This is a genomic window from Mesorhizobium sp. CNPSo 4688 (genome assembly GCF_057784295.1).
This window is the reverse complement of the sequence record NZ_JBWLUY010000005.1, coordinates 55,408-74,996: the sequence shown is the minus strand read 5'-3', so window position 1 is coordinate 74,996 and position 19,589 is coordinate 55,408. Positions and strand designations below refer to the sequence as shown.

The following is a 19,589-nucleotide window of genomic DNA, read 5'->3' as shown; positions in this document are numbered from 1 at the left end:
CCGGCATAAAAAAGCCGGCGGATCGTTCCGCCGGCCCTTCTCGCAATCTTGAAGCCGCAGATTAATTCTTGGCCTTGTCGACCAGCTTGTTCTTCGAGATCCACGGCATCATGGCGCGCAGCTTGGCGCCGACTTCCTCGATCTGGTGGCTGTCGTTCATGCGGCGGATGCCCTTGAAGCGCGACATGCCGGCGCGGTATTCCTGCATCCATTCCGAGGTAAACTTGCCGGTCTGGATGTCCTTCAGCACGCGCTTCATCTCGGCCTTGGTCTCGGCGGTGATGATGCGCGGGCCCGAGACATACTCGCCCCATTCGGCGGTGTTCGAGATCGAATAGTTCATGTTGGCGATGCCGCCTTCATAGATCAGGTCGACGATCAGCTTGACCTCGTGCAGGCACTCGAAATAGGCCATTTCCGGCGCGTAGCCGGCCTCGACCAGCGTCTCGAAACCGGCGCGGATCAGCTCGACCAGGCCGCCGCACAGAACCACCTGCTCGCCGAACAGATCGGTCTCGCATTCCTCGCGGAAATTGGTCTCGATGATGCCCGAACGGCCGCCGCCGACGCCGCAGGCGTAGGACAGAGCGAGATCGAGCGCATTGCCCGAAGCGTCTTGGTTGACGGCGACCAGACACGGCACGCCGCCGCCCTTCTGGTATTCGCCGCGCACCGTGTGGCCGGGGCCCTTCGGCGCGATCATGACGACGTCGACGGTCGACTTGGGCTCGATCAGGCCGAAATGCACGTTGAGGCCGTGCGCGAAGGCGATTGCGGCACCGTCGCGGATGTTCGGGGCGATCTCGTTCTTGTAGATGTCGGCCTGCAATTCGTCGGGCGTCGCCATCATCATCAGGTCGGCCCATTTGGCGGCGTCCGCCACGCTCATCACCTTGAGCCCGTCGGCCTCAACCTTCTTGGCGGTCGCCGAGCCGGCCTTGAGGCCGATGGCGATGTCCTTGGCGCCGGAATCCTTGAGGTTGAGCGCATGCGCCCGGCCCTGGCTGCCATAGCCGATGATGGCGACTTTCTTGCCCTTGATCAGGTTGAGATCGGCGTCGCGATCGTAATAGACACGCATTTTGGTCTTCCTTCCCGTTTTATAGATCAGTGGCCCCACGGCCGGTTTTTGCTCCGAAAAGAGCGAGAAACTGTTGCGTTGCCCGCACGGCATCGCCGCCGATCGCCGCTTCAGTCAATTCCAGCCGGTCGCCGAGCAAGAGGCGGATCTGCACGTCGCGGGCGACCAGCCCGAAAAAGCTGCGGAATGCCGTTTCGGCATCCGTAAAGTCGAGCAGCCCGGCCTGCTTGCCGGCCAGAAGCACAGGCTTCAGCCGTCTGGCCAGCGCAAAGCGGCCATTCTCAAGCACAATGGCGCCGAGATCGTCCTTGCCGGACCCGGCGTGGCCGACGGCCACACGATTCAAGGCAATCGACGTGTCGCTCGAAATCACCTTCAGCCAGTCCGCGGCGAAGCCTTCAAGGCTTGCCGTCAGCGAGGCAAGATCGAGTTTTTCACCGTCAACCGGCACCACGCGCACTTTCGAGGCCTGCCACTGAACCGTCGCCGTCAGCAGCCCGTCGCGGTCGCCGAACCATTTGTAGAGCGTTTCCTTGGAGCAGCTGGCGCGGCGCGCAACTGCGGTCATGGTCAGATTGTCACCCTCCTCGACCAGCAGGCGCAAGGCCGCGTCCAGAACGGCCTTCTGCCGGTCCGTCAGCGTCGCGCTGGTGTCGATGTCGGCGCTTGCCTGCAACACGGTCGTTCCTCGGCGGCAGGCGAGCCAGCAAGAGCGGCAAGCCGTACCGTACGTTACGGTTCGCCGTTCTATGCCGTATTGCACTCAGCCTTGCAAGCCCTATTTCTGTCTCAACGGTTCGCCGCTGGACCGTTTGCTGGGGGAAGAAGATGCTGGTCGGATTGCTCGCCTTGACGGTCGCCGCCGTGTTCTCCGGCGCCGCCATCTATGTCAGCGTCGCAGAGCAGCCGGCGCGGCTTGGCCTCGATGACAAGGCGCTGCTCAGGGAATGGCAGCCTTCTTACAAGCGCGGCGCTGCCATGCAGGCCTCGATTGCCATTGTCGCCTGCCTTCTTGGCCTGATCGCCTGGTGGCAGACCGGTGGCTTCGCCTTTCTGCTCGGCGCAATTCTGATCATCCTGCCCTGGCCGTGGACGCTGATGGTGATGTTGCCGACCAACAAGGTGCTGGAGGCGATGGACGCAAGCGCCGACAATCCGCAAGCCAGAGCCCTGATCGTCAAGTGGGGCACCCTGCACCTGGTGCGCGCGGGACTGGGCGTGCTGGCGACGCTGGCCTTTCTTTGGGGCAGCCATCTGGCCTGACATCGGCCGGATCTTGTCGGACGGCAAGAATCAATCCGCAACCGGCGGATGACGCAGCCGCCCCAGCAATGCCGACACCGTGCTCAACTGATCCGCCGAGAGCTTGTGGCCGACCAGTTCGGCGATCGAGCGTCCATAGACCACCCACATCCGCCGCCGCGTCTCACGGCCCTTGGCCGAAATACGGATGGTCTGGCCGCGGCCATCATCGGCGACCTTCAGCCTCTCGACCAGTCCATCAGCCTCAAGCCGCGCCAGCAGCCGCGAGATGTTGTACTGCGCAAACAGAGTGCGCTCGGTCAGCTGGAACGGCCGCAGCCCGCCCTCGCCCGCCTCGGCAAGCTCGTGCAGCACGTCGTACCAGTCGAGCGGCGGCAAGCCATTGTCCTTCAAAGCCTGTTCGGCCTGTTCGATCAATTGGCGCGAAACGCGCATCAGGCGCGCCCAGGCCTTGATGGCTTCGGGCGAAGGCGTGGCTGTTTTGATCATGGCTCATCCTAGACGATAGATGCAATTGCATCAAGCTTGACGATTGATGCATCCGCATCTATATTCATGCAATTGCATCAATCACCCGAGGAATTCCATGAAACACGAAATCTGCAAAGTCGCCGACGTCCCGAAGACGGGCAGCCTGATCGCACCGTTCTTCGGCCGCGAAGTCCATGTCTGGCGCAGTGGCGAGCGCATCCGCGCCGCTGCCAATGTCTGCCTGCATTTCGGCGGGCCGCTCGACTGCAAGGACGGCAAATTCGTCTGCCAATGGCACGGCGCCGCCTTCGACATGGCATCAGGAGACCGGCTCGAAGGTCTGGCGCCCAAAGCATCCCGCCTGATGTTCCTGTCGACGCGCGTCGAGGACGGCGCATTGAACTATGTCTGGGGGGAGTGACATGACCGACAAGCTCATTCTCGTCAGCCACCATCTGTGCCCCTATGTCCAGCGCGCCGCGATTTCGCTGACCGAGAAGCGCGTGCCGTTCGAGCGCGTCACCATCGACCTCGCCGACAAGCCGGACTGGTTCAAGGCGATCTCGCCTTTGGGCAAGGTGCCGCTGCTCATCGTGCGGGCAAATGGCAAGGAAACGGTGATCTTCGAATCCGCCGTCATCCTCGAATTCCTGGAGGAGACGCAAGCCAATCCGCTGCACCCCGCCGACGCTCACGCCCGCGCCCGGCACCGTGCCTGGATCGAGTTCGGTTCGGCGACACTGAACGCCATCGGCCGCTTCTACTCGGCGTCCACCGAGGCCGCCTTCCTGACGGAATCCTCGGCATTGTCGGCTATGTTCGATCGTCTGGAGAACGAATTGGCCGACCAGGCCGGACCGTGGTTCAACGGCGAGCGCTTTAGCCTCGTCGATGCCGTCTATGGCCCTGTCTTCCGCTATCTCGACGCCTTCGACCGGATCGGCAATTTCGGCCTCCTCGATGGCAAGCCGCTGGTCCAGGCCTGGCGCAAGGCGTTGAGCGAACGCGCCTCGGTCAAGGCCGCCGTGACGCCAGACTATCCGCAACGGCTGCGTCAATTCCTGCGGGCGAGAAATTCGTTTCTCTCGACCCTGATTGCTCCAGATGATCTCGCCAGCGCGCCTCCTTTAGCCCGATCCGCCTGAACGGATCGATCAGCGTGCCGGCCACCATCGAGGCAAGCACGCTTGGCACTGGCGGGATTTTTGCGATGGTCGCCACCAGCCTGTCGCGGAAGAAGGGCAGCATCGTGCCGTCCGACTGGTAGAAGGGCGTCAGCGCCAGCGACAGCAATTGGAAGACCCGCACATGCCAGCGCCGCGCCCGGGCGTAGGTCTCCAGCGCCGTCTCGACGCTGCCCGTCTGTGCCACCGCATGGCCGAGTGCTGCCGCATCGAGCAGCGCCATGTTCGCCCCTTGCCCGAGCTGCGGGCTGGTCGAATGGGCGGCGTCGCCGATCACTGCCAGACGCCGTCCCGCCGGCAGCTTCATCGTGTGATGGCCGTAGCGGGCCAGCGACAGCTGGTCGAAACTGTCGATCTGGCTGGTGAATGCCTCGCACGCCGGCCATAGCGAGATCAGCCTCTCCTTCCAGGCGTCGAGGCCCGCGGCACGCACGCTTTCGACATCTGTCGGCTTGAGGCTCCAGAAGAACGCCGCCATCTTTTCCGCGCCCGGCTGCGGCCTGCCGATCGGCAGCACGCCGATCATCACGCTGGCCTTGTCGTAGCGCTGCAGCAGCGCATTTTCATCGAACCCTTCGCGCCAGCCGAGCGATGCCCAGAACGCGCCATAGGCAAGCGACCGCGGCTCGGCCGGATCGTTGAGGCTCTGGCGCAATTTCGAGCGCGAGCCGCTGGCGTCGACGACGAGGTCGAACGGCCCTGCCCTTCGGCCCTTATTGAAGACCAGGTTCGCCCGCTCGCCGACGTCCAGCGTCTCGATCTCGACGCCGGTTTCGATGGCGATGCCCTGGCGTTGCGCGGCGTGGAACAACACGTTGAACAGCGCCGCCCGGTGCACCGCCAGCCCGAAGCGACCGCCGGGCTGCGCATCGTAGCGCACGGCGAGCACGGTGCGGCCAGTGCTGGCATCGGCGCCATGCAAACGCTCGATGCGGCTGCCCAGCGCCAAGATGTCGTCGAGCAGGCCAAGATCGGCGAGCACGCTCAAGCCGGTCGGTTGCAGGATCAGGCCGGAGCCGACCGGCTTCGGCTCCTCGAAACGTTCGAAGATAGTGACGTTATGCCCGGCGCGCTTGAGATAGAGCGCCGTGGCCAGCCCCGCCGGGCCGGCGCCGGCAATCGCGATGTCGAGAGATTTTTCCATTGCCCGCCCAACCAATGGCCGGACAATCCTTCAGCGACCCTGCCAAATCAAGCCATTGCGGCACGGACCAAAATATCAACCACCGGCGTCGAAGGCAGCACGTGCCTCGCGCACCGCATCGTGGTTGAGCTCGGCCCACAAGATCAATTGATGATAGGCGCCGAACATCGAGCGTCCGAGATCGGTCAGGCTGTACTCGACGCCCGGTGGCTTGGTCGGGAACACCTCACGATGCACGTAGCCATCGCGCTGCAAATCATGCAGCGTCTGGGTCAGCATGCGCTGCGAAATGTCGGGCACAAGGCGCCGCAACTCGCCGAAGCGATAGGGTTGTTCAGCCAATGCCATCATCAGCAGCGATCTCCATTTGCCGCTGACGCCCTGGATGACATCACGAACCGGACAATTGGCAATATTGCCGCCGTCGCTGATCGCTTTGTAGATCTCCATCTTCGATTTCAGATTGATGACCTTGCCGTCCATGGCTGGTTCCCTGCGCGTGCCTACCTCCCGAAAAACTGCCTTCTTTACGGCACCGGGTCAATTCCTATTTTAGTGCTGGTCTCTTTTTGAGACCACCAAAGGCACCCGCCACATCGGCGCAAAATCAGGATCTCCGATGACCGAAACCCTTCTCGTCACCGGCGCCTCCGGCCAGCTTGGCCGCGGCGTCATCCGCTATCTCCTGGACACGCATAAAATTCCACCGGCGCGGATCATCGCCACCACGCGTAATCCCGAAAGCCTGGCTGATCTGGCGGCGAGCGGCGTTGCCGTCAGGGCCGCCGACTTCAACGACGCGGCCTCGCTGGAAACCGCATTCAAGGGCGCCGACAAGGTGCTGATCATTTCGACGGGCGATCTCGACCTCAAAAGCGGCAGGCGCCTGAAGCAGCACGAAAATGCCGTCGCCGCGGCCAGAAACGCCGGCGTTTCGCATTTGCTCTACACCTCGATGCCCAATCCGGAGCCGGTATCGCCGGTCCTGTTTGCCGATGACCACTACAGCACCGAGCAGGCCATCAAGGGGAGCGGGATTCCCTATACGATCTTCCGCAACGGCTGGTACCAGGAGAACCTGTTCCTGTCGCTGCCGCACGCGATCGCCTCGGGACGCTGGTATACGTCCGCCGGCGAAGGCCGCATCGCCCACGGCGCACGCGACGACATGGCAGCAGCGATCGCCGCCGGCCTTGCTTCCGGCTCGACCGACAGCATGACCTACACCTTGACCGGTCCGCATGCCTACACCACGGCCGAGATTGCCGCGCTGGTAAGCGAGGTTACCGGCAAGCCGCTGGAAGTCATTCAGGTTCCGGATGAGGCGCTGACCGAAGGTGTAAAGGCAGCCGGCGTTCCCGAGGATTTCGCTGACGTCGTCGTGTCCTTCGACGTCAACACGCGCTCCGGCCGCATCGCCATGGTGACCGACGCGATCGAGACGCTGTCAGGCCGCAAGCCGCAAACGTTGAAGCAGTTTCTCGAAGCGAACAAGACTGCACTGGCTGGGTAGAACTGCGCCATAGCGCAAAACGTCAAAGGCCGTGCCTTCGGGCACGGCCTTTCTGTCAGATCGCGACCTGCGTGCCGATCTCGACCACGCGCCCCGTGGGGATCTGGAAATATTCCGTCGCGTCGGCCGCCGTGCGGGCGAGCCCGATGAACAGCTTGTCCTGCCACACCGGCATGCCGGAATTGGGCGAGGCCTTGAGCGAGCGCCGCGACAGGAAAAACGAGGTCGTCATGATGTCGAACTTCCAGCCCTGCTTGCGGCAGATCGCCAGCGCGCGCGGAATGTTGGGCTGTTCCATATAGCCGAAGGTCAGCGTCACCCGCATGAACAGATCGTTGACCGTCTCCATCTTGACGCGCTCGCTGTCGGGCACCAGCGGCTGCGGCGCCGTCACCACCGAGAGAATGACGTTCTGCTCGTGCAGCACCTTGTAGTGCTTCAGGCTGTGCATCAGCGCGGTCGGCGCGCTTTGCGGATCGCTGGTGAGGAACACGGCGGTGCCGGACACCAGCTGCGGTTTCTTCTTCAACAGATTGCCGGCGAGGAAGTCGAGCGGGATTTCGTTGCGGCGGGTCTTGTCGAACAGATAGCGGCTGCCGCGCACCCAGGTCCACATCGCAAGCACGATGGTGAAGGCCACCGCCAGCGACGCCCAGCCACCCTCGAACACCTTGACGATGTTGGAAGCAAAGAAGCCGACGTCGATGAAAGCGAACACCGCCGTCATTGCGACCGCTACCCACAGCCGCCATTTCCAGATGCGCGTCATGACGACGAACAGCAGCACCGTCGTCACCAGCATGTTGCCGGTGACCGAGATACCGTAGGCCGACGCCAGCTTGCTCGATTCGCCGAAGCCGACCACCAGGAGCATCACCACCAGCGCCAGCAACAGGTTGACGCGGGGCATATAGATCTGGCCGGACTGCCGTTCCGACGTGTGCAGGATTTCCAGCCGCGGCAGCATGTTGAGCTGCACCGCCTGTCGGGTCAGCGAGAAAGCGCCTGATATGACCGCCTGGCTGGCGATAACCGTCGCCGCCGTCGCCAATACGACCATGGGGATCAGTGTCCAGCCTTCGTTCATCTCGAAGAACGGATGGCCGACCACGCCGTTCTTGGCCAGCACGAAAGCGCCCTGCCCGGCATAGTTGAGCAGCAGGCAGGGGAAGACGACGGCCAGCCAGGCGAGCACGATCGGCTTGCGGCCGAAATGGCCGAGATCGGCATAGAGCGCTTCGGCGCCGGTGACGGCGAGGAAGATGGCGCCGATGGTGACGAAGGCGACATCGGGCGAATTGATCAGGAAGGCGACGATATAGTGCGGGCTGACCGCCCACAGGATTTCCGGATCGGCGATGATGTGGTTCAGGCCGGAAAGGCCGATGGCCAGGAACCAGACCGCGGTAATCGGGCCGAAGATCAGCGCCACGCCGCCGGTACCGAATCGCTGCACCGAAAACAGGATCGCCAGGATAACCAGCGTCAACGGCACGACATAGGGCTGGAAGGCCGGCGTGACGACATTCATGCCTTCGACCGCCGACAGCACCGAGATCGCCGGCGTAATGACCGCATCGCCAAAGAACAGCGACGCGCCGACAATGCCGATGGCCAGGATCAGCGCCGAACGCGTCGGGAAACTGCCGCGTGCCAGCGCCATCAGCGACAGCACGCCACCCTCGCCGCGGTTGTCGGCCCTCAGCACGAACATGATGTATTTGATGGTGACGATGATCGTCAGCGACCAGATAATCAGCGACAGCACGCCCAGAATATCGCCGCGGTCCGCAACTTCGCCGCCGGACGACGCCACAAGCGCCTCGCGGAACGCGTAGATCGGGCTGGTCCCGATGTCGCCATAGACCACGCCGAGCGCGCCCAGCATCAGCACCTTGGTGCTATGCTGTTCGATTTCGGGATGGCTCGATTGTTCGACGGGTTCTGCCTCACTACCAGTATTGGTAAGGGCCATGGACGACACTCCGATAAGCGCGCGGTGCTCTACGCTTGCTGCGATGCAATATCAAGAGCCCTCACGTAATGGCTGATATGCGGTAATGCCAGCCATCTGCCCTTTACCATCCGCATGCCCTAAGGAACCGCCCCACCGTACCGGCCATGCCATACTCCAACGCATCGGCTGTCAACCCATGTCCGATAGACACTTCGGCCAATGCCGGGATGCGCTTTGCCAATGCCGGCAGATTGTTCACCACGAGATCGTGCCCGGCATTAACCTGGAGCCCGGCCGCGAGTGCGGCATCCGCGGTTTTTCCCAATCTTTCCAATTCCTTCTGCGCCTTGGCGGAATCGGAATGGTAGCTGCCGTAAGGCCCGGTATAGAGCTCGATGCGGTCGGCGCCGGTGTCGCGGGCGGCATTGACGCCGGCGGGATCCGGATCGGAAAACAGCGACACCCGAAAGCCCCCCTTCTTCAGGCGCTTGACGATCGGGTTGAGGAACGCCGCCTCGGCGGCAAAATTCCAGCCGTGGTCGGACGTTGCCTGCGCCGGATCGTCGGGCACCAGGGTCACCTGTTCGGGCTGGTGCTTTTCCACAAGCGCCAGAAAATCTTCCGTAGGGTAGCCCTCGATGTTGAATTCCGCCTTGGGGAACTCGTCATCTATCAGCGCCCGGATCTCCGGCAGGTCGGAATGCCTGGTGTGGCGCTCGTCGGGCCGCGGATGCACGGTCAGCCCGTGCGCGCCGGCGGCCAGCGCCAGACGGCCGAGCCCGGTGACGCTCGGCCATGGCAGGTCGCGGCGGTTGCGCAGCATGGCGATGGCGTTGAGATTGACGGAAAGTTTTGCGGGCATGGCGTGAGGTCCGGCTTAGTGCATGTCGCCCAAAAGTGCGCAGCGGTTTTGGGACAACGAGATGCATGGAAACAAAAATGATTGGCAGCGCATCTATACTGCCTTTGACGGGAACAGACAGGGGGTTTCGGGTGTTCCAGTGATGACATCTGCTCGCAGAGGGAGGCCCAGCCAATGAATTTTCTCCAATCCGTGCCGGCGATCCGCCGTATCGAAACCGACCGTGAGGATCTTTTCGCCATCGACGTTGTCGGCCATATCTCTGCGGCAGACGGTGAAAATCTTTTTGGATTGCTGGAGGCCGCCTACGCGCTTCACCCGCGAATCGACGTGTTGATGCGGCTGGTCGATCACGAGGGCGTCGACTGGGCGGATGTCGCCGACGAGACGCTGAAACAGGGCACGGTGCACGCCCTGCAGCATGTCGCCCGCTGCGCGACGATCGGCGAGCCGAACTGGATAGCGGATGCGCAAAGCTTCCTTTCGGCTTCGTCACCCATCGAGTTCAGGCATTTCAAGGCCGACGATGAAGCAGACGCTTGGGCCTGGCTGGGCGCGACGCCACTCAGCCCTGCTACGCCAGCTGCTACCTGACGCCAGCTATCTAACGATGGTCAGCCGCTCGGCGGCGCGGGTGATGGCGGTGTAAAGCCAGCGCTGGCGGGTTTCCTTGAACGCCCAGCTCTCGTCGAACAGCACGACGTCGTTCCACTGCGAACCCTGCGCCTTGTGCACGGTCAGCGCATAGCCATAGTCGAAATCGTCAAAGCGCTTCTTCTGCTGCCAGGGGATATCGGCGTCCGGATCCTCAAACGCCGACTTCAGCAGCTTGATCTTGGCGACGCCGCGGTCGGGATCGTCCTCTTCGGGCGAGACCAGCAGGTTGATGCCGGGCTTCACCGTCTCGCGCGACGAGGTCATCACCTTCCACAGCGAGCCGTTGAGCAGGCCTTTGGCCGGGTCGTTGCGCAGGCAGACCAGCTTGTCGCCGGCTTGCGGATAATCGGCATTGAACCCCTTCAGCTCGCGCAGGCGCTGATTGTAGCGGCGGCGCGTGCGGTTGGTGCCGACCAGCACCTGATCTGCCTTCAGCACCAGCTCCTGGGTGACGTCTTCCTTACCGATCACCTGCGCGGTCCCGTAGTCGCCACGCATGAACTCGCGGCCCTCGCGCACGTCGAGCGCCAGCTGGATGATCGGATTGTCGCGCGCCTGGCGATGGATTTCGGTGAGCAGCACATCGGGCTCGTGTTCGGTGAAGAAGCCGCCGCCCGAGATCGGCGGCAGCTGCGCCGGATCGCCGAGCACCAGGATCGGCGTGCCGAAACTCAGGAGGTCGCGGCCAAGCTGCTCGTCGACCATCGAGCATTCGTCGATGACGACCAGCTTGGCGCGCGAGATCGGGCTTTGCCGGTTGAGCGAAAAGGTCGGCGACATCGAGGTCTTGCCGGTCACCTCGTCGGCAACCGATTCCTCGCCCTTGGGTCGGTAGATCAGCGAATGGATGGTACGGGCATTGACCGCCCCTTTCGAGCGCAGCACCTGCGCCGCCTTGCCGGTGAAGGCGGCGAACTGCACCTGCCCGTCGACATGTTCGGCAAAATACCGCGCCAGCGTCGTCTTGCCGGTGCCGGCATAGCCGAACAGCCGGAAGATCTGCGGCCGGCCCTCCTTGAGCCAGCGCGCCACCGCCTTGAGCGCCTCGTCCTGTTGGGGGGAGAATTCCATCAGCTGGAGAGACCGGATTCGCAAGGGAAAGACAAGCCGTCACCATCAATGCCTTTAGGCGCTAAGGCTAACAGGGCTGAATTGGAACGTAAAGGGAACAAACATAGACGAGCCGGGCAATCGCCTCAGATAAAGGACATACCGTCAGCGCTGCCCCTCATTGCCCTGCCAGCCTCGGCGCCCTCCTTCTCGCAACCTTGGTGATTGGCGAAACCGGCGATGACAGCACCCCTCTCCCCGTCACTATACGGGGAGAGGATGCCGGCAGGCAGGTGAGGGGCAGCGCAAACGCCGCAAGGACTTCATCCCTTGTCGAAAGACGAGCCTAACCGAGTTGTCCCGGATCGTTCTCCAACAAAATCGGCTTCCCGTGCGGTGTGGCGTGCGCGGCGCGTTCCCAGGCGGCGGCGAGCGTGTCGACATCGCTTTTTCCCGCGACGCCCTTGGCCGCCAGCAGCTTTTCCAGTGCTGCCAGCCAATGCTCGTAGTAATCGTGGCCGTCGCTCGCCGCACCCGGCTTCTTTACCTCAGTGGACAAGGCGTCCGCCCATTCGCTCCACGAAAACAGGCCTTTGTCATGCAGCGCCACCGTCATGGCGAAAGCTTCGGCCTGCCACGGCTCTGAAAACACCGGCTCGTCGAAACCTCCAGGCAATGCGCCTTCATGCCGGCTCAAGATAACTCTCCCAGGCATCGATCGAGACGCTCAGCGTCGGGTCGGCGCCCTCGCCCCAGATCTCCGTGCCATCGAAGACGACGGTATAGACCCATTGCGGGTTTTCGCCCTTTCCATGCGCGTTGCTGTCCGGGAAAACGAAGCCATCGTGCACAGCCTCGATCACACCCTGCTTGTCGCGCGCATAGCGCGGCAGCCTTGTGTGGCCGGTCGGGTTGAAGTTCTTCGTCCGCACGGCCTGCCCGGCCTTGAACCGCGCCGCCTTCGCAACCGGCCGGTCGCAAGGTCCGCCCTTGGCCAGCACCGCCGGCACGTTTTCCGCTTTCAGCACCCTTTTGGGCGTCGCCGCCGGATCGATTGCCCGGCCCTCGGCCAGATCGCGCTCGGTGACGAAGCCGTGGCGCTTCAACAGCACCTCCAGCGCCTTGATCCAGATCTGATAGTAGCTCGATGCATAGTAGACCGCCGGATGCAGCGATTCCCTGGCGTGCCGGCTCTCGTCGATGTTCCAGGCGCCCATGGCGCCGGCAGTCAGCGTCACGCCGAGCGCCCGCCTCTCCCATTCGGCATGAAAGTACGGCTCGTCCTTCTCCGGTGCGACCGCGCCGAACCCCATCTGCCCGCCGAGATCCTGCGGCCCGTTCATGCCGGTACCTTCGCCACCGCCGTGCCGATCATCGCGTCGCGGCTGACCAGTTCTGCGAGTTGCTCCTCGCTCCAACCTTCGGTATTTTCAGGCCGCATCGGCACAACGAGATAGCGCAGCTCGGCGGTCGAATCCCAGACGCGGATCTTTTTCTCCGCCGGCAAGGTCAGTCCGAACTCCTCCAGCACGCCGCGCGGATCGATCACAGCGCGCGAGCGGTAAGGCGGCGCCTTGTACCAGACCGGCGGCAGGCCAAGCACCGACCACGGATAGCAGGAGCACAGCGTGCAGACGACGAGGTTGTGCGTCTCGTCCGTATTGAACACGGCCTGCATGTGCTCGCCTTGCCTGCCGGTATAGCTCAGCGATTCGATCGCCGCCGTCGCATCGCGCTTCAGCCAGTCGGCATAGGCCGGATCGCTCCAGGCTTTCGCCACAACCCTGGCGCCATTACGCGGCCCGATCTTGGTCTCATAGGTGTCGACGATGACGTCGATCGCCGCCGGATCGATCAGGCCTTTTTCAGTGAGGATGGTTTCCAGCGCGCGCACCCGCGCTGCAAAGGGGTCGAGCTCGTTGTCGTGGTCATGATCGTGGGACATGACCGCAGATTAGGATTGCCGGAACGACGCCGCAAGCATGACAGCTTGGGCCACGGGCCGCTGCCTATTCGGCGGCGGCCTTCTGCGGTTCCATGAGCCGGTCCTCGGGGCCGAACAGTGAGCCCTGCTCGCCGCTCTCGACAGCATGCAGCGCCGGCCGGCTCTTTTTCGAGGAGAAGACGCTCATCAGCCAGCCGGAGAAATTCTCGAAATAGACGTAGATCACCGGCGTGACGAACAACGTCAGCGCCTGCGAAGCGAGCAGACCGCCGACAACGGCGACGCCGAGCGGCTGGCGCAACTCGGCGCTGGCGCCGGTGCCGAGCGCGATCGGGAACGTGCCCATCAATGCTGCCAGCGTCGTCATCATGATCGGCCGGAAACGCATCAGGCACGCCTTGTGGATGGACTCCTTGGCCGACATGCCTTCTCGTCGCAGTTCCAGCGCGACGTCGACCATCATGATGCCGTTCTTCTTGACGATGCCGATCAGCATCAGGATGCCGATCACCGCGATCACCGACAGGTCCATGCCGGCAAAGCGCAGCGCCACCACTGCGCCCAGCACCGCCGAAGGCAGGCCGGTCAAAATGGTCAACGGATGGATGAAGCTCTCATAGAGGATGCCGAGCACGATATAGATGGTCAGGATGGCGCCGCCGATCAGCAGACCCTGATTGGCCAGCGAATCCTGGAAGGTCTTGGCGGTGCCGGCGAAGCTGGTCGAGATCTCCTTCGGCATGCCGATCTGCTCCTTCAGCGCGTCGATGCGGGCCGTACTGTCGCCGAGCGCCACGCCTTGCGGCAGATTGTAGGAGATGGTCACCGCCGGAAGCTGGCCGAGCTGGTTGACCGTCAGGGCGCCGGCCGTGCGGTCGACGCGGGCAAAGGCGCCAAGCGGCACCAGGCTGCCGCTCGCCGTCCTCATCTGGATGGCGAGCATGCGCTCCGGCGTCCATTCGATGTCGGGATCGAGCTCGGTGATGACTTCATAGCTGTCGGCCGAACCGAAGATCGTCGAAACCTGGTCGGTGCCGAATCCGCCATAGAGGGCGGAGCGCAGCGTGTCGGTGTCGATGCCGAGCTGGGCGGCCTTGTCGCGGTCGACCACCAGGGATGCCTGCAGGGCATTGTTCTGCAAGTCGCTGGTGACGTCGGTGAAATTCGCATGGTCGGCCGCCATCGCGTCATTCAGCTTCTGCGCCCAGATGTCGGTCTGGCCGGTATCGAGGCCTTGCACGACCAGCTGGTAGGCGCTGGCTGACGAGCGCGAACCGAGCCGCAGGTTCTGCACCGGCTGCATGTAGGTCTCGATACCCGCCACACCAGCCAGTTGCCGCCTTAGATCCGCAAGCACCTTCTCGATGTCGGGGCGCTGGTCCTTGCCCTTGAGCTGGACGAAAAGCTGTCCCTGGTTGAGCGCATTGCTGCCGCTGCCCGCCGACCATGCCACATGATCGACATAGGGCGAATGCGAAAAGACACTGGCCACCTGCCCCTGCAGCTTCGACATGGCGTCGAACGAGATGTCCTGGCGCGCAATCGTCGTCACCGATATTTGGCCGATATCCTCCTGCGGGAAGAAGCCCTTCGGCGACACCTGGATCAGCCACACCGAGCCTGCCGCGGTTCCGATGAAGACGAGGAACACCAGGAAAGTGTGGCGCAGGCAGAAGGTGAGGAGCCGGTCATAGCCGCGTGTGACCAAGTCCTGCTTGTGGCCATGGCCATGCTTGTCGCGATCGGCTTTCGTCACCGACAGCAGCCGCGAGCACAGCATCGGCGTCAGCGTCAGCGACACGAACATCGACGCCAGGATGGCAACCGTCACCACCACCGCGAACTCGTTGAAGATGCGGCCGATGACGCCACCCATCAAAAGCACCGGGATGAACACCGCCACCAGCGAGATCGAGATCGAGATGATGGTGAAGCCGATTTCGCGCGCGCCTTTCAGCGATGCGTCGAAGGCCGACAGCCCATCCTCCTCCATGTGGCGGAAGATGTTCTCCAGCATCACGATGGCATCGTCGACGACGAGGCCAACGGCAAGCGTCAGGCCCATCAGCGATATGTTGTCGATGGAAAAGCCGAACAGGAACATCGCGCCCAGCGTGGCGATCAGCGAGATCGGCACCGCCACGGCCGGGATGATGGTTGCCGTCACCCGGCGCAGGAAGACGAAGATCACCATCACCACCAAAGCGATGGTCAGAAGCAGCGTGAACTGCACATCGTCGACGGCCTGGCGGATCGAGGTCGAGCGGTCGTTGAGCAGCTTGATCTGGGCGGCGGCTGGCATCTGGTCCTGGAAGGACGGCAGCATCGCCTTCACCTTGTCGACGACGTCGACCGTGTTGGCGTCGGGCTGGCGCTGCACGGCCATGATGATCGCGCGCGTACCATCGTACCAGCTCGCCGTCGTCGTGGTCTGCACCGAATCGACGACGCGGGTCACTTCGCCCAGTCGCACCGGGTGGCCATCCTTGGTGGCGATGATGAGGTTGGCGAAGCCTGCGGCGTTGGTGAGCTGCGTGTTGGCGGTGATGGTCAGCTGCTGCTTGTCGTTCTGTAAGACGCCGAGCGGCGTGTTGCTGTTGGCCGACGCGATCGCCGTCTGCAGCTGGTCGATCGAAATGCCGCGCGCGGCAAGCGCGGTCGGATCGATCTGGATGCGCACGGCGTATTTCTGCTGGCCGTAGATGGAAACCTGCGCGACGCCGTCGATGGTCGACAGCGAGGGCGAGATGACATTTTCGGCGAACGCATCGAGATCGGTCAACGGAACCGTATCGCTGACCAGCGACATCAAGAGGATCGGCGCGTCGGCCGGATTGACCTTGCGATAGCTCGGCGGCGACGTCATTTCCGGCGGCAGCGACTTCTGCGTACGCGCGATCGCCGCTTGCACGTCGGCGGCGGCCGCGTCGATGTCGCGGTTGAGTACGAACTGGATGGCGATCGAAGTCTGGCCGAGCGAGTTGGTGGTCGAGATCGAATCGATGCCCGCGATCGTCGCGAACTGCTTGATCAGCGGCGTCGCCACCGAGGTCGCCATGGTTTCGGGCGAAGCGCCGGGCAGCGACGCCGAGACGTTGACGACCGGAAATTCAGCACTTGGCAGCGCCGCCACCGGCAGGAACTTGTAGGCAAACAGCCCGCCCAGCACGAGGGCGAACGACATCAGCAGCGTGGCGACGGGCCTGCGTATGCAGAATTCGGAAATCATTGGGCGCCAGCCTTCTCGGCTTGCGCGACCTTTGGCGCAGCCTGATCCCCGCCAGCCGCCTTGCCCTCATGCACGGCAGCGCCGTCCTTCAGCCTGGTCTGGCCCTCGACGACCACCTTCTCGCCCGACTTGACGCCCTCGCTGATGGCGCTGTTTTCGCCTTCGGTCAGCGCCACTTGCACCGGCCGCATCTCGACCGTGTTGTCCGGTTTGACGACATAGACGAAGGGGCCCTTCTGGCTGGGCTGGACCGCGACCGTCGGAACCGAGGTCATCTGCGGCATGATGCCGGCGTCAAGGATGACGTTCACATACTGTCCGGGCCATAGCGATAGATCGGCATTGGGTATGCTTGCCCGCGTCGCAATGGTTCCGGACGCGGTGTCGACGCTGGAATCGACGAAGTCGAGCGTGCCCTTGCCGATCGGCGTCGGGTCGCCGTCCTTGGTCAGCGTGACCGCGCCCTGCTGCGGGTTGGCCAGCGCCTTGTGCAGCAGCGCCAGATTGCTTTCCGGCAGGTTGAAGTTGACCTGCAGCGGATCGATCTGCGTGATCGTCACCAGCGGCGTCGCCGTGCTCGAGTTGCCGTTGCTCACGGTAACGAGGTCGCCGACCGAAACATTCACAGCGCCCAGCCGCCCGGCAATCGGTGCCGTGATCGTGGCAAAGCCGAGCTGGACATTGTCGGCATCGATCGTCGCCTGGTCGGCATCGACGGTCGCCGCAGCCGCCTTCTGCGCCGCAACCGCCTGGTCATAGGTCTGCTGCGTGCCTGCCTGCTTGGCGACAAGGTCCTTGGCGCGCTGGAAATCGGACACCGAACTTGCAAGCAGCGCCTGGTCCTTGGCGAGCGTCGCCTGGTCCTTGGCGAGTTGCGCCTTCAGCGCACGGTCGTCGAGCGAGAACAAGAGATCGCCGGTCTTCACCATCTGGCCGTCCTTGACGTCGATCGACACGATCTGGCTCGACACTCGCGCATTGATGTTGACCACGGCCGGCGACGAGACGAAGCCGATGGCGTAGCGGCGGATCGGGAAATCGGCTGTAGTCGCGGTGGCTGAAACGATCGAGGCCGAACGGGCGGCGCCGGCGCCGGATTTGCTCCCAGCCTTGTCAGCCGAAGTCTTGTCCGCCGCCGCTGTCTGCCTGGCGCCCGGCAGCATCTGCTTAAGACTGCTCATCGCCGCTGGCGAAAAATACACCCATGCAGCGGCGACACAGGCCGCTGCCACCACCACCGCCAGAACGACTTTCCCGCGCATCGACTAACAAGCCCTATGATCCGACACGCCGAACCCGGTGGTCTCATTCTACTGCAAAACACGGCGCCTTGCCGCGATTTTGCCGAAGTAGATAGGACACGCCTTTGTCGGAAAAGGGCCAAAGCACGGCATTACGAAGATTTAATGTGCACTGCACAATGAATGGGCAGCCGGCTCAGGAGTCGGAAAGCCAGCCAGGATGTGGTTGAGAGTCAGGTCCAGCGAGCCTCGCCTGAACATCAAGCATATCCTATTTCAGCATCGGCCAAAGCGTCGCCGCCAAAAGCACGCCCATGGCGATGTTGAACCATTTCAGCCGTACCGGAACCGACAGGAAACCGCGCAGCGCAGTGCCGAAACCCGCCCAGATCGTGCCGACAACAGGCCGGGAGCGGCAGCAGTCTCCTGATGGCCAGCCAGGCGGCGCAATCCTTTGCGTCTCGGCGTGTTCTCCGGAAGCTTCACCCCATGCGCGAGGCCAAGGGCGGCAAGGATGCGGATAAAGACCCAGCCGAGATCGATTTGCCCGCGCTCAAGCCCGAGCCTGGCGGATTCGGGAAATGCGTGATGGTTGCCGTGAAAGCTTTCGCCGAAGGTCACCAGGCCGAAGCGCGGCAGATTGTAGCCCTGCACGGCGACGCCATCGACGCGCCAGCCCTGCTGGCCGCTGCGATGCGCGAAATGCCCGACCAGCCAATGCCCGGTGAGCGACACCGAGACCCGCACCGCGATGCCCCAGACCACCCAGCTCCAGCCGCCAAGCAGAAAGAAAAGGATCGCCCACGGCAATTGCTGCAGCATCCAGGTGCGCTCGACGAACTTGAAGAAGCGATCGTTGCGGATCGACGGCTCGATGACGAAATCGGGCGGATTGCGCAACGCGACGGCGCAATGCATCTGCCAGAAAGCGTCGGTGAAGAAAGGCCGGCGGTGCGCGTGCAGATCGTGGCAGGCCGTCTGGCGCTGCGCCCAGTCTCTGATGTCATGCGCATAGACCATGCCGAAAGGGCCGGCCATGCCGACGAGCGTGCCGAGATAGACCAGCGCATGCTCGATGAAGATATGCACCTTGAACGAGCGGTGGATGAGCAGGCGATGCATGCCGACCGAATGCCCGGCGCAGATCGTCACCGCCGTTGTCGCCACGAACAAAGCCAAGGCGCTCCAGCTGAAGGTCAGCGGCCCAAACACCAACGCGATCAGCGTCATTGCGCCGACCCAGATCGACTTGGCCGGCATCCAGACCACCTCGCCGTCTTCGGCGTCGCTCAAGGGCTGCGAGATCATTCTGCCTGTGGATATGGTTTTCATCGGTACCCCCCTCCTCTGCAGGAAACATTTCCGAACCAAGAGCCTTGCCTTTCGCCGCGTCGGCGCTTATTTAGGCAGTAAGCTAATTATCTACTATCTCGGATTAGGTATTTAGGCAATAGTCTAAATGCCGGAGAAATGCAGACCGAAGGCACAGGCCTTCGCGACCTACGAGGCGGCAGTGATCGAAGACAAAATATCCGATGCTGAAACAGCTGCTGGCGGCAGCGGCGCCATACAACGTGTGTTCGAGGCGCTGTCGTCGCAGCCCCGGCGCAAGATCCTCGCCTATCTCGCGCACTCGTCGCTGACCGCGGGCGAGATCGCCGCGCGCTTCGACATGTCGAAACCGTCGATCTCGCAGCATCTCAACATCCTGGAGACGGCCGGCCTCATCGCCAGGGAGCGGCAGGGACAGTTCATCCACTACTCGCTGGTCCAGAACAATCTGGTCAACACACTGAACGGCTTCGTCCAGGACGTCTGCCCGGTGGCGCGCCCGATCAAAAGGGAGAGCAAGGAGCTGGCGAGCGGCAAGGTCGATGCCAAGCTGACAAAATCCGCCGGCTGATATCCCGATTGCATCTGCGAGGAAGCCCCCGCCGCATCAGTTCCGGCGACGATACTTCAGCGCCCAGAGAAACCAACTTAAGATGACTA

The 19,589-nt window shown here is 63.0% G+C and carries 19 protein-coding genes and 1 pseudogene; 6 read left to right on the top strand and 14 right to left on the bottom strand.

What is annotated here, in order from left to right; translation table 11 throughout:
* Positions 1 to 61: 61 nt before the first annotated feature.
* Together ilvC and AC04SH_RS10585 are read right to left on the bottom strand one after the other, a co-directional pair.
* Entirely contained in the window at positions 62 to 1,081 is a 1,020-nt protein-coding gene (gene ilvC / locus AC04SH_RS10590; RefSeq protein WP_488574969.1) for a ketol-acid reductoisomerase, read from the bottom strand.
* Positions 1,082 to 1,100: 19 nt separating this feature from the next.
* A complete protein-coding gene (locus AC04SH_RS10585) occupies positions 1,101 to 1,757 on the bottom strand; it encodes a TetR/AcrR family transcriptional regulator (protein WP_488575194.1) in 657 nt (218 codons plus the stop codon).
* A gap of 155 nt (positions 1,758 to 1,912) precedes the next feature.
* On the opposite strand from AC04SH_RS10585, the gene AC04SH_RS10580 reads away from it, so the two are divergent.
* Positions 1,913 to 2,344, top strand: a complete 432-nt coding sequence (locus AC04SH_RS10580) for an anthrone oxygenase family protein (RefSeq protein WP_488575193.1) — start codon at positions 1,913 to 1,915, stop codon at positions 2,342 to 2,344.
* Between the two features lie 30 nt (positions 2,345 to 2,374).
* Here AC04SH_RS10580 and AC04SH_RS10575 read toward each other — a convergent pair whose 3' ends face one another.
* Positions 2,375 to 2,833, bottom strand: a complete 459-nt coding sequence (locus AC04SH_RS10575; protein ID WP_488574968.1) for a MarR family winged helix-turn-helix transcriptional regulator — start codon at positions 2,831 to 2,833, stop codon at positions 2,375 to 2,377.
* A gap of 97 nt (positions 2,834 to 2,930) precedes the next feature.
* On the opposite strand from AC04SH_RS10575, the gene AC04SH_RS10570 reads away from it, so the two are divergent.
* Together AC04SH_RS10570 and AC04SH_RS10565 are read left to right on the top strand one after the other, a co-directional pair.
* Positions 2,931 to 3,236 carry a Rieske (2Fe-2S) protein gene (locus AC04SH_RS10570; protein WP_488574967.1) on the top strand — a complete coding sequence of 102 codons (306 nt, stop codon included), beginning with the start codon at positions 2,931 to 2,933 and terminating at the stop codon, positions 3,234 to 3,236.
* Position 3,237: 1 nt separating this feature from the next.
* Positions 3,238 to 3,936 (top strand): annotated as a pseudogene (locus AC04SH_RS10565) (glutathione S-transferase family protein); the annotation flags it as partial.
* Here the strand turns inward: AC04SH_RS10565 and AC04SH_RS10560 are convergent.
* Positions 3,830 to 5,143, bottom strand: a complete 1,314-nt coding sequence (locus AC04SH_RS10560) for an FAD-dependent oxidoreductase (RefSeq protein WP_488574966.1) — start codon at positions 5,141 to 5,143, stop codon at positions 3,830 to 3,832. The pseudogene AC04SH_RS10565 and the gene AC04SH_RS10560 overlap by 107 nt on opposite strands.
* 75 nt (positions 5,144 to 5,218) lie before the next feature.
* Complete coding sequence (locus AC04SH_RS10555; RefSeq protein WP_477231448.1) at positions 5,219 to 5,626, bottom strand: winged helix-turn-helix transcriptional regulator; 408 nt, start codon at positions 5,624 to 5,626, stop codon at positions 5,219 to 5,221.
* A gap of 136 nt (positions 5,627 to 5,762) precedes the next feature.
* Between AC04SH_RS10555 and AC04SH_RS10550 the strand changes: the two genes are divergently transcribed.
* A complete protein-coding gene (locus AC04SH_RS10550; RefSeq protein ID WP_488574965.1) occupies positions 5,763 to 6,656 on the top strand; it encodes an SDR family oxidoreductase in 894 nt (297 codons plus the stop codon).
* Positions 6,657 to 6,711: 55 nt separating this feature from the next.
* On the opposite strand, the gene AC04SH_RS10545 is transcribed toward AC04SH_RS10550, so the two are convergent.
* Both AC04SH_RS10545 and AC04SH_RS10540 read right to left on the bottom strand, forming a co-directional pair.
* Entirely contained in the window at positions 6,712 to 8,631 is a 1,920-nt protein-coding gene (locus AC04SH_RS10545) for a potassium transporter Kup (protein ID WP_488574964.1), read from the bottom strand.
* Between the two features lie 103 nt (positions 8,632 to 8,734).
* Positions 8,735 to 9,475, bottom strand: a complete 741-nt coding sequence (locus tag AC04SH_RS10540) for a pyridoxine 5'-phosphate synthase (protein ID WP_112565038.1) — start codon at positions 9,473 to 9,475, stop codon at positions 8,735 to 8,737.
* A 174-nt stretch (positions 9,476 to 9,649) separates the two neighbouring features.
* On the opposite strand from AC04SH_RS10540, the gene AC04SH_RS10535 reads away from it, so the two are divergent.
* Positions 9,650 to 10,069, top strand: coding sequence for a SpoIIAA family protein (locus AC04SH_RS10535; RefSeq protein WP_488574963.1), 420 nt, complete (start codon positions 9,650 to 9,652; stop codon positions 10,067 to 10,069).
* Positions 10,070 to 10,075: 6 nt separating this feature from the next.
* Here the strand turns inward: AC04SH_RS10535 and AC04SH_RS10530 are convergent, their stop codons facing one another.
* From AC04SH_RS10530 to AC04SH_RS10500, 7 genes are all read right to left on the bottom strand, one after another.
* Entirely contained in the window at positions 10,076 to 11,203 is a 1,128-nt protein-coding gene (locus tag AC04SH_RS10530) for an ATP-dependent DNA helicase (RefSeq protein WP_112565033.1), read from the bottom strand.
* Between the two features lie 325 nt (positions 11,204 to 11,528).
* Complete coding sequence (locus AC04SH_RS10525) at positions 11,529 to 11,879, bottom strand: nitrile hydratase accessory protein (protein ID WP_488574962.1); 351 nt, start codon at positions 11,877 to 11,879, stop codon at positions 11,529 to 11,531.
* On the bottom strand, positions 11,866 to 12,525 hold the full coding sequence (nthB, locus tag AC04SH_RS10520; protein WP_488574961.1) for a nitrile hydratase subunit beta: 660 nt from the start codon (positions 12,523 to 12,525) through the stop codon (positions 11,866 to 11,868). The genes AC04SH_RS10525 and nthB overlap by 14 nt, the downstream gene beginning before the upstream one ends.
* Positions 12,522 to 13,127 (bottom strand): nitrile hydratase subunit alpha, encoded by a 606-nt coding sequence (gene nthA / locus AC04SH_RS10515; protein ID WP_488574960.1) that lies wholly within the window; start codon positions 13,125 to 13,127, stop codon positions 12,522 to 12,524. Before nthA ends, nthB begins: the two co-directional genes overlap by 4 nt.
* Before the next feature lie 64 nt (positions 13,128 to 13,191).
* Complete coding sequence (locus AC04SH_RS10510) at positions 13,192 to 16,356, bottom strand: efflux RND transporter permease subunit (RefSeq protein WP_488574959.1); 3,165 nt, start codon at positions 16,354 to 16,356, stop codon at positions 13,192 to 13,194.
* Positions 16,353 to 17,618: an efflux RND transporter periplasmic adaptor subunit gene (locus AC04SH_RS10505; RefSeq protein ID WP_488574958.1), complete on the bottom strand. Its 1,266-nt coding sequence runs from the start codon at positions 17,616 to 17,618 to the stop codon at positions 16,353 to 16,355. The genes AC04SH_RS10510 and AC04SH_RS10505 overlap by 4 nt, the downstream gene beginning before the upstream one ends.
* 312 nt (positions 17,619 to 17,930) lie before the next feature.
* The gene (locus tag AC04SH_RS10500; protein ID WP_488574957.1) at positions 17,931 to 18,929 is read right to left on the bottom strand and encodes an acyl-CoA desaturase; all 999 of its coding nucleotides are present in this window, start codon (positions 18,927 to 18,929) and stop codon (positions 17,931 to 17,933) included.
* Between the two features lie 127 nt (positions 18,930 to 19,056).
* Here AC04SH_RS10500 and AC04SH_RS10495 point away from each other — a divergent pair, with 127 nt between their 5' ends.
* Entirely contained in the window at positions 19,057 to 19,500 is a 444-nt protein-coding gene (locus AC04SH_RS10495; protein WP_488574956.1) for a metalloregulator ArsR/SmtB family transcription factor, read from the top strand.
* Positions 19,501 to 19,589 lie beyond the last annotated feature (89 nt).